Source organism: Sphingobacterium alimentarium (genome assembly GCF_004342685.1).
GTDB lineage: Bacteria > Bacteroidota > Bacteroidia > Sphingobacteriales > Sphingobacteriaceae > Sphingobacterium > Sphingobacterium alimentarium.
Genome location: NZ_SMBZ01000065.1, coordinates 1 through 12,004 on the forward strand (window position 1 = coordinate 1; position 12,004 = coordinate 12,004).

General features: G+C 38.4%; 12 protein-coding genes. 11 read left to right on the forward strand and 1 reads right to left on the reverse strand.

Annotated features, from left to right (window positions below):
* Positions 1-263: 263 nt before the first annotated feature.
* A complete protein-coding gene (locus EDC17_RS15675) occupies positions 264-2,474 on the reverse strand; it encodes a TonB-dependent receptor plug domain-containing protein (RefSeq protein ID WP_132779063.1) in 2,211 nt (736 codons plus the stop codon).
* Between the two features lie 300 nt (positions 2,475-2,774).
* On the opposite strand from EDC17_RS15675, the gene EDC17_RS15680 reads away from it, so the two are divergent.
* The 11 genes from EDC17_RS15680 (at position 2,775) to EDC17_RS15730 (ending at position 11,636) form a co-directional block, all read left to right on the forward strand.
* Complete coding sequence (locus EDC17_RS15680) at positions 2,775-4,040, forward strand: site-specific integrase (protein WP_034727288.1); 1,266 nt, start codon at positions 2,775-2,777, stop codon at positions 4,038-4,040.
* Between the two features lie 122 nt (positions 4,041-4,162).
* On the forward strand, positions 4,163-5,176 hold the full coding sequence (locus EDC17_RS15685; protein WP_131401731.1) for a hypothetical protein: 1,014 nt from the start codon (positions 4,163-4,165) through the stop codon (positions 5,174-5,176).
* A 675-nt stretch (positions 5,177-5,851) separates the two neighbouring features.
* Positions 5,852-6,229: a single-stranded DNA-binding protein gene (locus tag EDC17_RS15690; protein ID WP_034727283.1), complete on the forward strand. Its 378-nt coding sequence runs from the start codon at positions 5,852-5,854 to the stop codon at positions 6,227-6,229.
* A 44-nt stretch (positions 6,230-6,273) separates the two neighbouring features.
* Entirely contained in the window at positions 6,274-7,347 is a 1,074-nt protein-coding gene (locus tag EDC17_RS15695) for a DUF932 domain-containing protein (protein WP_034727280.1), read from the forward strand.
* A 52-nt stretch (positions 7,348-7,399) separates the two neighbouring features.
* Positions 7,400-7,876, forward strand: a complete 477-nt coding sequence (locus tag EDC17_RS15700) for a DUF1281 family ferredoxin-like fold protein (RefSeq protein ID WP_034727277.1) — start codon at positions 7,400-7,402, stop codon at positions 7,874-7,876.
* Positions 7,873-8,073: a hypothetical protein gene (locus EDC17_RS15705; protein WP_034727275.1), complete on the forward strand. Its 201-nt coding sequence runs from the start codon at positions 7,873-7,875 to the stop codon at positions 8,071-8,073. Before EDC17_RS15700 ends, EDC17_RS15705 begins: the two co-directional genes overlap by 4 nt.
* A gap of 5 nt (positions 8,074-8,078) precedes the next feature.
* Positions 8,079-8,681 (forward strand): PRTRC system protein E, encoded by a 603-nt coding sequence (locus EDC17_RS15710; RefSeq protein ID WP_034727273.1) that lies wholly within the window; start codon positions 8,079-8,081, stop codon positions 8,679-8,681.
* A gap of 27 nt (positions 8,682-8,708) precedes the next feature.
* Entirely contained in the window at positions 8,709-8,927 is a 219-nt protein-coding gene (locus EDC17_RS15715; RefSeq protein WP_002978317.1) for a PRTRC system protein C, read from the forward strand.
* A gap of 17 nt (positions 8,928-8,944) precedes the next feature.
* The gene (locus tag EDC17_RS15720) at positions 8,945-10,111 is read left to right on the forward strand and encodes a hypothetical protein (protein WP_034727270.1); all 1,167 of its coding nucleotides are present in this window, start codon (positions 8,945-8,947) and stop codon (positions 10,109-10,111) included.
* Positions 10,108-10,830, forward strand: a complete 723-nt coding sequence (locus EDC17_RS15725; protein WP_034727267.1) for a PRTRC system protein B — start codon at positions 10,108-10,110, stop codon at positions 10,828-10,830. The genes EDC17_RS15720 and EDC17_RS15725 overlap by 4 nt, the downstream gene beginning before the upstream one ends.
* Positions 10,830-11,636 (forward strand): PRTRC system ThiF family protein, encoded by an 807-nt coding sequence (locus tag EDC17_RS15730; protein ID WP_132779065.1) that lies wholly within the window; start codon positions 10,830-10,832, stop codon positions 11,634-11,636. The genes EDC17_RS15725 and EDC17_RS15730 overlap by 1 nt, the downstream gene beginning before the upstream one ends.
* Positions 11,637-12,004: the final 368 nt, after the last annotated feature.

Below are 12,004 nucleotides of genomic sequence, written 5' to 3' on the forward strand. Positions count from 1 at the left end.
CCCCCTTCGTTTCCGACGGGACTGCAAAGGTAGAAACTTTATTTTAAACCGCAAATTTTATTTGAAGTTTTTTTTCTTTTGTTTTAACTGATTTCTCAGTTTAAACCGTCTCTAACTCTGTATTTCATAGCTCCGAAGAACCGTTCCTCCCTTGCGGAGTGGTGCAAAGATAGGGAAGATTACCTATTGCCTCCAAGCTTTACACAGATATATTTTTACTTCCCAAGATAAGTCACTGAAAGTATGAGGGATAAAATTGCGGTTTACTCGACAACTACCTCCATTTTCTTGTGTAGAATTCTCCCAGACAAATCTATTCCTTCTATAATAAGCAAATATTTGCCCAAATTGTCAGAAGTAAAAAAGTCAAAAGAGGCTTTTCCATCCTTATCTGTCACAATAGCAGGCTCCCAGTGAATGCTGGATCTCAAGTCTGTATTGTACTTTAATCCATCCTGCACATCATACGCAGGCTTATAAAATGTCTTCGTAAGTTGAAAACCCTGAGGCCGTACAGTCAATATACCTTTAGGGCTAATGGTGCCCATGGCGGAAACCCCACGTTTGGATGTTAGAATCAACAAACCGTTTGCTCCGTATGAACCATAAATAGTTGTATAATTTACATTTCTCAAAACCTCTACACTTTCTATATCGGTAATATTGATCATTGACAGATTTTCCGCGTCTATATACATTCCATCTAACACCACCTGCATGGGTGTGTTGCCTCGCGTATTATAAGGTATTCCATTTTGGAAATAAACACCGAGCAAACGTCCTGATAAACACATATCCAATGTTACGCAGGTGGATAGCTCTTCAGCAGAGATAATCTGATCGGCGTTGCCGGCACCATTCAAGTTGCTGGAATATTCTGGCGCTTTATTCTGTTTTCGTGTAACCAAAACCTCTTCAATGGCGATTGCTTTTTCTTTTATACCCAAACGTTCTAATTCGGCAAAAAATTCTTTCGAGGACTCCAGATTTTCTAAATACTTCCTATTAATATCCCAGTCTCGCTGAGCAATATTCAATCTATTGAATATTGGAAAACCACGATCCTCTTCAAAAATTATATCAATATTGTTTTTACCCTTTACGCCATCTTTAGCAGAAATAAGAAATTTAATGCTATCCGGAAAAACAAGGTTATTAAATTCAAAGTAACCGTCCTCATTAGAGGTTGTATCTATAAAATCAAAAAAGTTTTTGGTAGAGATCAGCTGCACGTTCGCATTAGGCTCCGGCTTACTTCGCCCTATTTTCTTGGTATATCCTGAGATTTTAAGGTTTTTCTCGGGCTGGTACTTCGCTTTGGCATCAACCCCTACGCTTGTCCAATCCAAATTTCGCCAGCCTTGCGTGAGTAGCAAATAATCTAGATCCTCCACCTTAATAGATCCGTCTTCCTCAAAATAGAAGTTCGGACGCTCTATATTTCCTTTGACATCATTGTCGATCAACAGCGTGGACAATATATCTCCTTGCTGCGAATAAGAAGTGTTCACGCGTGACAAATCAAAAACCGAGGCAGAAAATGCACCAAAACGGAGCGAGTCTGTATCATTTCCAACCAATAGACTTACTTTTACATTTTCTCGCTTACCATAGGATGCTTTGTCCAGTGTGACGACATGCCGTAGGAGCTGATTGGGGTTGTAATTAAAAACCGGACGTTCTATTATAGGTTGAAAATTACTATTTAATATACTAATGGTTACTACGCCCATCGGAAGCTTCTCCTTGTCCATCGAGAATACGACTTCTTCTTTATTTAATTTGCTTCTAGACACAAAAAACACCTCTCCCAGATGATGCACCACAAAATATACATCCGAATTATCAAGCTGCCCTGAGCTAGCGTTTAATTGAGCAAATAGCCTCGTGTTGTGTCTCGGGTTGACCACAATTGAATAGCCTGAGTCATGAATTTTGGGCGACTCGACAAGACTTTCTCCCCCGCCTTCGTAATAAGCCGTGATTTGAAGAGGAATAGTATCATTAATAAATACCGACGACGCACCCATCCCCAATTCATTAGTCCGCAAAACCCCTAGTGTATCGGCACCTTGCTTGATCACCACAGTAGATTTTATTCCTAGCCCCTGCTGATTCAAACTTTTTGCCGCAATATTATTTATCCTACCGGCAATGAGCTTGCCCCCTTCAGGGAATATTTCGGTCACAGCCACTTGCTGAGGGTTTACCGCTGTTATTATTTTATTCACCACCAACTTGTCAGAATTCTCAAACCTAAGCTGAATCAGCGGATCTGAATATTTATGACTTACACCTATATGTATCACTCCATCTTCAGAAGAAGTTGTAGAGCGCCTTTCTACCTCTTTACCTTGATTCTGAATCGTATAACTAACCCGCCGTTTAGCTAGTGGGAGTCCTTTTAAACTATTGAGTTTAATTTTATATAGAACATCTTTTTCACGCTGCTCAAATGTAGTATGCGTTACCACATTATCGGAACGACCATTGTAGATCGGAATCTTTTTATCAAAAAAAGATTAGTATAAAGCAAAAATAAGCAAAACGGTTAAAACCGTTTATATACAATGCTTTATAAAACAGTAGTCTTAGTTTGGAACTCGGTGTCTGATAGGTTTTGGTCTTAAAAATACAAAGATAGGTTACTAATTCGTTACCGATTAGCAAAGGTAATCAAAGATGTAACAGGTTATATTTCAGTGTTTTGCCCTATTTTTCATATTCCCTTGTAACTCAATACAATTTAATTTTAAACATTAAACATTTGAGTTATGGAGCAGACAAAAAAATCTACGTTCAAATTACTTTTCTACCTGAAAAAGAACGAGCCGAAAAAGAACGGTAATGCCCCGATTATGGCACGTATTACTATTGATGGAACACCTAAGACTTTAGGAACAAAGTTAGAGATCAATCCAAAGAATTGGGATTTAAAGTATGGAAGAGTTGAAGGTAAGAGTGCAAAAGCACTAGGTATTAACCAAAAATTGGATAATATAAGGGCACGTATCGATACCCTTTATGAAGATATGCTGAAACACGAGGGTTTTGTAACGGCACAAAAGCTGAAACTTGCATTTCTCGGTGTTGGTATTATGGAAGATTCCTTGCTGAAAGTATTTAAAAAGAACAATGATGATTTTGGGAAAATGGTAGTACAAGGAGAACGCTCCGAAAGTACCTACTACAAGTACAAAATTGTCTATAACCACGTTGCTGAATTTATCAAAAGCAGGTATCATCGTGATGACATGGCGTTCAGGGAATTGACGTGTGATTTTATCAGAGAGTTTGATTTCTTCCTTCGAATAGACAAAAAGTGCACACACAATACTGTTTGGGTATATACTATGCCACTCTATCGTGTTGCGGAAATAGCTGTCAAAAACGGTCTTATCAGGAAAAATCCTTTTGAAGATTATGAAATATCGATGAAGGAAAATGACCGTAGCTATTTACTTAAGGAAAACGTTGAATCCCTGTTATTACACAATCCTTCAAAACAAAATTATGAAATTGTAAAGGATCTTTTTGTATTCAGCTGTTTTACAGGACTATCTTACATAGATATTAAACAACTTAAAAGTACTAACATACAATCCTTTTTTGATGGTCACGATTGGATTATAAGCCGAAGACAGAAATCTGATGTTGCTTCTAATGTAAGGCTTATGGAAATACCCAAACGAATTATTGAAAAATATAAAGGTACCACCCGAAATGATTCTATTTTTCCTGTTCCTACAAACAAAATTTGTAACAGCCATATAGACAAACTAATTCAAGAATTAGGTATTGTTACAGAACAAAAAGTAACCTTTCACACCGCAAGACACACATTTGGAACAATGTTTTTGACTGAAGGCGTACCACTTGAAAGCCTTAGTAAAATGATGGGGCATAAAAATATTTCTACCACACAGATTTATGCTAAAATTACAAGCCAGAAAATAAGTAAAGATATGGATTTGGTATCGCATAAATTTGCTGGAATGGAAGCATCATTTGCAGAAATGGAGAAAGAAGTTCTCGTTTAGAATTATTGCTTACTAAACAAAGCAGGATGATTTCCTGCTTTGTTTGTTTCGAGAAGCTGGGTGCTTTTAATAAAATTCTTTTTTTTAAATTTACTTACAACAATTCTTTAAACAAAAAAACTATGTCTTTATGTAAACTGTGTCTTGAACGCGAAGCAAACAAAAAGAATACTCACTATCTTACTGATGCAATTATCCGCACCTGTCTTAACATAGAAGGTAGTAATGAACGCGAGAAAGGATTATATTTTGCTCTGGATAATACCAATCCATTTATAGACTTTAATTTCCAACGTCTTGATGAGCTGACCCTCGAGACTACAATTGGAAGAAAACCAACAGAGGAAGAAATTGAAAATGCGAAATCCATTCCATTTTCAGTGGATTACGTATTTTGTAGTGATTGCGAAAACCTGTTTACAGATATTGAAACACCATTTATTCAAAACATACTACCACACTTCCGACAAGCAGATCTTTCAGGTCTCAAAATAGTGAGCGAAGCTGATGTTGTTACAATTCGTAACTTCTTTCACATACAGTTGTACAGAAGTGCAGTCTGTGAAGATATTTTGGCGTTTTCACCTGAGTTTAAGGAGAAGTTACGTCACAGTATCCTCCAAAAAAATGGTGACACATCCATCCCCCTTTCGGTGACACATCTCCAAACTCTTGGAGGAAACGCGATATATACAGAAAACTACATTGGATTTACTGATGATAAAAACCCTTTTATTGTCTTCATGAATGATTTTGTTATACAGGTTTACGAGAATGAAGATGCAATAAAATTTCTACCTTTCCATGGACTAAATGAACAAGAAACTTTTGTCTCTGCTATAAACATCAACGAAGAATCTTTTGCTTTTAAAATATTTGACAATGCAGAAAGAAAGGTTTTTCTCAATACGGTAATCGTCAATGAAAAGGTTAAGAAAACAATACAATACTACCGAGATATGTTTGATATGTTCTGGAGAAAGCTATTTGGTGTCGACGCTCCGGTGCTACAAAAAGAAAGGTATATCCAGAGTCTTATCAATGGTGATGACAATAACTTAATTAAATACTCAAAACAGCAGGTTTTTGAATTTACCGTAGCTTATATGGCTAAACTTTTCAATGTCACCAAATAAATTGCATATAATATTATACAGATAGCCGAGGTAAATAATCCTCGGCTTTTTTTAGCCTATACTAATCTTCAAAGCACATTTATTGCTCCAGCGCCCATCCCATGCAATAAAAGAGCTTTGGCAGGATGAGTTAATAAACCATACTGAAAAACTCCTAATATATCCTCAATAAATATTTTTCAGTACCGTTTACGTGGCTTCCAAAAGCCACAATACTTTAAGATACTAAACTCCAAATTTATAAATTCTGCAAAATGTAATTGCAGGTTTTGTAATCACAAGGCCATTTACTCAATGCCTTTTTCACGTGCTTCCACATGATTTTTATTCAAGAACCGATATGCTGTTTTGTTCCATTTCAAGAGCAAAGGTATTTCCGTGTTCTTAACGCAGGAACAAGGTCGTGCCTTCCAGATTTGCAAAAAAATCTCCACCCATTCGGGTCGTATTTTTTTGACAAAACCTTGTTCCTGCTAAACACTAACCTTTTTATGCTCGTGAAACGAAACAAAGCATACTCCGGCTCTTTAGACGAATAAAAAAAATGTCAGAAATGAAAAAATACAGCATTGAAAATGGCAAAAGAGTGAAACGAAACTTCAGCACCTCCTCTCATTGCCGAATAAATCAAGGGAAAAATCAGAACAAAATTAATAACGCAAAAAAGTAGAAATCATGAACATTACAGGAAGACTGACAAGAGATGCGGAAGTACGCACAACGTCACAGGACAAACAAGTAGTAAATTTTTCAGTAGCGACCAACGACAGCTACCGTAACAAACAGGGCGAACGCATTGAGCAAACAACCTATTTCGACTGCTCCTATTGGATAACCCCGAATGTAGCCAAGCTACTTACAAAAGGCACTTTGGTAGAACTATCGGGACGAGTAAGTACCAGAGCGTGGACAGGTAATGACGGAGAGCCAAGAGCAGGTCTGAATTTCCATACCTCACAAATCAAATTGCACGGAGGTAGCAAAAAAAAGGAAACGGTACTAACTACCACAGGCACAAACAATAACACGACAGAAGACGACCTCCCATTTTAACAACGAGTATTCAATCATTTTTTTCACATCAAATTTTAAGCATTATGGCACATAATATCAATTTCAACGAGAGAACAGGACGTTATTCATTTTTTAGTGTACAACAAAAAGCGTGGCATGGTTTGGGGCAAATCGTAGAACAGTACCCGACAAGCGAGGAAGCTATCAAACACGCAGGGTTAGATTACGAAGTCGTAAAATCCCCACTATTTACAAAAGGTTCGGGCATTATCGAAACCACCAACAGCATAGAGATAGGCAGTAGCGAATTACAAGTACCTAACTATTTCGCCAACATCCGCACCGATAACAATGCCGTATTGGGCGTGGTTGGCAAGGATTACCACATTGTACAAAACCGTGAAGCCTTTAATTTCTTTGATGCTATTGTAGGCGGTGGTGAGGGCATTCTCTATGAAACCGCAGGAGCGTTAGGCAATGGAGAACGTATTTTTATCACCGCCAAATTACCCGACTATATCCGAGTTGGGAATGGCGATGACGTTACGGAAAAATACATTTTCCTAACCACTTCGCACGATGGTAGCGGAAGTATCACAGCCGCATTTACACCTATCAGAATTGTTTGCCAAAACACCTTAAATGCTTCGTTACGCAGTATGACAAATGTTGTCCGCATCAAACACACTTCGGGAGCAAAACAACGTGTTGAGAATGCCCATAAGATTATGGGACTTGCCAATACATTTAGCAACCAATTAGAGGGAATTTTCAATGAATGGGCAAAAGTAAAGGTCACAGACCGAGAGGTAAAAAAGCTAATTCAATTGGCACTTTGCCCGAATAAGGAAACCTTTGATTTAATCAAAAAAGGTGCGGAAGATGAAATTTCAACCCTTTTTAAAAATACCGTTGAGGACGCATTTGCATACGCAATGATAAGCGATACACAACAAATGGACACAACAAAAGGCACTTTGTTCGGAGCGTATAACGCTGTCACAGGCTACTATCAGAACGTGAGAAATTACAAGAATGACGAAGCCAAATTGCAGAGCATTGTATTGGGTGGTACTGCCCAACTGAAATCGCAAAAAGCATTTGAACTGTGTACCGCATTTGCTTTGGACGGTGCGGAAATCCTAAACCTTAATTAAATAACAACAGGCTACCGCCTTAATCGGTGGTAGCCTACTAAAAATATTCATTATGGCAAATTGGTGCAGTAACACGGTTGTATTCGAGGGAACTCCCGAAGCAATCACAGCAATACAAGAACTTTTCCAATCAATGAAGGAAAAGGAAGAAAAAACCGAAGAAGGGCAACTACCCGAATTTATGGAAGATACCAACGGTGGGTATTTCTTCAATATCTATTGGAACGAGGGCGATGAAGGGCAATTTCAATATGAAACAAAATGGTCGCCCAATATTGAAATTATTCAAAAGATAGCAGAATACTACCAAGTGGATTTTGTACAGGACTATGAAGAAATGGGAAACCTTGTTTACGGGAGAGCAACTTATCGGGATGGCATACTCAGCGATATATTTTTGGGCGATGATGATTTTGAAGCCTACGAACAGGATGAAGAAACAGACCTCTACCACTTTGAGGGAGAAGAGTACGAAAGTGATTATGAGATATTGGAAACTCTTTTGGAACGCAAAATTGTAACACTATGAAAGTAACGGATTTGAACGGTTACGAAATTGAAGTAACCGACCTAAAAGAAGCTATCCGTATTGCGAAGCGAAATACAGGATATAGCCACGAGGACAAAAGTTTTTCAGACTTCGATAAAAGGCAAAATGCCTATTGGACGGATATACACAAGAAATTGATAGCAATCAAAAAACAATCTTCAACAATTAAAATTTAAGAACGATGAATACAAATTTTTTCAATCAGATACAGCAGTTGGACTTTACAGGAGTTTTACAACTGAACATTTCAAAAGGAATAGAAAGCAACCTAATTGTAACAGTATTGCTTAACAACGAACAATGCGGAGATAGTGCCAAAAACGGTATTCCCCCATTGACATTCAACGCCACACCCCAAGAGTTTGACGAGGGATTTTTTGAGCAGATAACAACACCTATACAAAAGGTATCGGGCTTAATGGTGGATATGGAAAAATTTCAAAAGCAACTTGATGAAGCCAAAGCACAATCGGCAATCGAGAAAGCAAAAACCGAAAAAGAGAAAAAAGAAAAAGAAGCCAAAGACAAGAAGTTTAAAGATGCAATGGCAAAGGCGGATGAGTTGGAAAAAGAGGGCAAATTCCGTGAAGCGTGGATAAAAGTTCCCGATATAACGGAGTTCTCCGAAAAAGCGGACGAGATACGCAAACGCAAAACATCATTGTCCGACAAGTTCGCAACACCGAGCCTTTTCGGAGCAATGGAAGAAGCAACGCCCGAACCGCCAAAGGTGGAAGAACTTACTGCCGATTATCCAATTGATGAAGCGGACGAGGAAGAATAAAAGTGTTAACCCAAAAATTAGAAAGTTATGTTATTAGCAACACAGTTAGAACGAGTTTTCATACTCAAAGATAAAGGACAGGACATCAGGCTGACCGACCCCGAACCACGTTGGAGCGTGGAAGCCGTAATGAATTTTTACGCCAATATGTACCCGATTTTGACAACTGCAAAAGCATCTGCACCACAGATAAAAGATGATGCAGTCGAGTACAAATTTGAGAGCGTAATGGGTACGAAAGGTTAAACCAAAATTTTAAAACGATGAATTATGCAACGCAATATCATATCGGGAATAATCAACATACCCGAACAGAAACGACAACAGCAGTTACACCGACAGTTGGGCGAGTTCGCCAATTGGATGCAAAGACCAAAGGACGCCAACCAAGTGCAGAAAGACAAACAGAAATCCGTACCGATAGCAATGTTGCCAATGCTATTCTAAAATGTACATTTCTGCCTAAACTGAAAACAGCACAATCCGTACAGGCTTGTCAGAAAACGGAGAGGGATTTTTACAAGTCCCTTTCCCGACTTGCCGAGCATTACAGCATTGAGCCAATGCAAACCCAAGATTTTGAGTTTCCCTACAATATAACATTGTCTATGTGGGATATGGAAACTAAATTGAAGCGTACCAATATCAATTGGGATGGTTTCAAATTGATACAGAATAGCGGTAAAACCTATTTTGTGAGTGAGGAACGATACAATACAGGTACAACTTTGTACTATATTCCCATTAAGCCACTGTTTAAAATGCTCAAAGACCCGAAGCGTAAAAAGACCGCACAACTTTTACTGTCGGTATGCAGTTATCTGTACCACATCGTCCTAATTCCCTATTACAGGCAGGAAGAAAGTTATTTGTATTGGCTTTACGAAACGATGAATGATTGGGTGGAACAGGATGAGGAAACGGAAGAAACAGAAACCAACAAACGTGAATTGAGAAAAGCCGAATACATTGGCGATAAGATAGAACAGAAGTTATTCAACCGCATCAATCTAAAGATATTTGAACAGCGTTTGAACCGATTTAAAAGTGTTGATACGTTCGATAAGGAATGTTGGCAAGTGGCTTGTAATGCGTTTGCCCTTTGTACAGAATATCCGAACGCAACTATTTTCAGAAACGCCACATTGCCCGAAAAAGACCTTTATAATGATGATTACGAAAATGAAATAATCGGAATGGAAAAATACATTTCATTTATTGCAGACACTAAAGGTTGGTTATACGAAAACCTTTCAGATACCATCAACAATGAATTTAACGAGTACGGAGCAATGGAAGAACCAACTATTTCCAAGCGGTTTGACGGAAGCGAAATACCAACAACCGACCTTGATTTTGAGAACCGTTTGTTTGATTTATTGAATGATTTGAGTGGATTATTATACGAATACAAAACGATAGAAAAATGAACACAACAACAGATATAACAAACCATTTTGGCAGTATGTACTATCCAAAATCCGCTTTGGTTTTCTATGAAACCAAAGGAACGGAAACCGATGTGTATGTGGAGCATTTTGATATGGATAGCAACGGAACGCCTATCAATGCCCACCCATTGACGGTAAAAGAAGCCAATGTATTGGCAAAAGCTTTAAAGACCGATGAAGAAAAGAACGCAGCTTTTTTAAAGCCAAAAGGAATTTTGCCGACCAATATTCTGCATATCAATCCGAATGCTGAAAAAGGTACTGTGCTTTGGTACACCAAAGCACAGCAACGGAAACTGTATTTTGTGGAAAGTTTGGGCATACCCAACGGAATGGCACAAGTACCGCCAATGCTTTGGTTAGCGAACAAAAACAGTCTTACCGTATTTGCTTTGGCAAATGATAGAAGACCCACCGAGAAAACGCCATTGTATTACGCACCTTTCTTCAATATCTACGAAAAGGGCAATGTATGTATGGGTACGGTAAGTATTGATATTAAAAATTCTGCTTCGGTTGAGGAATTTATGCAAGCGTGGGAACATTATTTTTTCAATTCCTATTTCAGTCATTCATTGAGTGCAAATTTGACAAAAAAGAACATCGTAAGTCTATGGAAAGACCTTATTGGTACGGATAAACCCTTTCCAAAAGAAGTATTGAAAAAGAACAACAAAACCCTTAAAAATCTATTGTGATGAACACAGCAAAAACAGCAATCCATTTTACAGACAATTATCTGCTCAATCCGACAAACCCGATTTCGATAAACCTTATCGGAGCAGGTGGCACAGGCTCAAAAGTATTGACCGCTTTAATGGAAATAAACGAAAGTTTGATAGCATTGGAACACGCAGGGTTGCAAGTCCGCCTTTGGGATGATGATGTTATCACGAGTGCCAATTTAGGCAGACAACGATTTGCAGAAAGTGAAACAGGATTGTACAAATCCGTTGCTTTAATCAATCGTTGCAACCGTTGGGCAGGTACAAATTGGAAAGCCGAAACGGTAAAATTTGAAAAGGACAATTTTGAAAGACCGCCCGAAAAAGCAAAGGCAATCATTACCATTACGTGTGTGGACAATGTACAGTCGAGGTTTGGCGTTGCTGAAATTCTTAAAGAAATAAGCTACCGCAGACACTACCAAGACGAGCCAAAATATTGGCTGGACTTTGGCAACAGCCGAGATATTGGACAAGTGCTACTATCTACTATCGGAGAGATAAAGCAACCCAATTCAGAGAAATACCAAACGGTGGCAAGCCTGCCATTTGTTACCGATGAATTTGGCGAATTACTGAAGCAATCCGAACAGGAAGACAACACGCCAAGTTGCTCACTTGCAGAAGCATTGGAACACCAGGATTTGTTTATCAATTCATCATTAACACAAATGGGGTGTTCTTTGCTATGGAACTTGTTCCGCAGGGGAATGACCGAATACAAAGGATTTTTTCACAACCTGAAAGATTTCCGCACCCACCCGATAAAAGTTGCCTAAAAGCCTAAGTCGGCGGGCAAAAATGCAATTCCTCGCTTCGGTCGGAAACGCATTTTTGCGGTTTAAAGCGGATGCAACCACTTTGCCAAAATGCACCACTTCACAATTCCCTTTCTTCACATTTTACCAAACAGGTTGCGAGTTTTTTGCGTGGGATATTCATTATCCCATTTGTTGTATTTACCACTGACTTTTTTTTTCCAGACTGCGACCAAAGAAAAGATTCTGTGTTGTGAAACAATTTTTTTTAGTTTTTTTTGGTGTTAAATTGTCTACAATAACTATAAATTGTACTTTTGCACCACTCAATGAAAAGAACAGTACAAATATCATCCCAAGTTACTCCGCCTTGATCTTAGGCTAACTGT

Coding starts and splice junctions, on each gene's coding strand:
- EDC17_RS15680 (WP_034727288.1), top strand. CDS start 2,775: ATGGAGCAGACAAAAAAATCTACGTTCAAATTACTTTTCTACCTGAAA.
- EDC17_RS15685 (WP_131401731.1), top strand. CDS start 4,163: ATGTCTTTATGTAAACTGTGTCTTGAACGCGAAGCAAACAAAAAGAAT.
- EDC17_RS15690 (WP_034727283.1), top strand. CDS start 5,852: ATGAACATTACAGGAAGACTGACAAGAGATGCGGAAGTACGCACAACG.
- EDC17_RS15695 (WP_034727280.1), top strand. CDS start 6,274: ATGGCACATAATATCAATTTCAACGAGAGAACAGGACGTTATTCATTT.
- EDC17_RS15700 (WP_034727277.1), top strand. CDS start 7,400: ATGGCAAATTGGTGCAGTAACACGGTTGTATTCGAGGGAACTCCCGAA.
- EDC17_RS15705 (WP_034727275.1), top strand. CDS start 7,873: ATGAAAGTAACGGATTTGAACGGTTACGAAATTGAAGTAACCGACCTA.
- EDC17_RS15710 (WP_034727273.1), top strand. CDS start 8,079: ATGAATACAAATTTTTTCAATCAGATACAGCAGTTGGACTTTACAGGA.
- EDC17_RS15715 (WP_002978317.1), top strand. CDS start 8,709: ATGTTATTAGCAACACAGTTAGAACGAGTTTTCATACTCAAAGATAAA.
- EDC17_RS15720 (WP_034727270.1), top strand. CDS start 8,945: ATGAATTATGCAACGCAATATCATATCGGGAATAATCAACATACCCGA.
- EDC17_RS15725 (WP_034727267.1), top strand. CDS start 10,108: ATGAACACAACAACAGATATAACAAACCATTTTGGCAGTATGTACTAT.
- EDC17_RS15730 (WP_132779065.1), top strand. CDS start 10,830: ATGAACACAGCAAAAACAGCAATCCATTTTACAGACAATTATCTGCTC.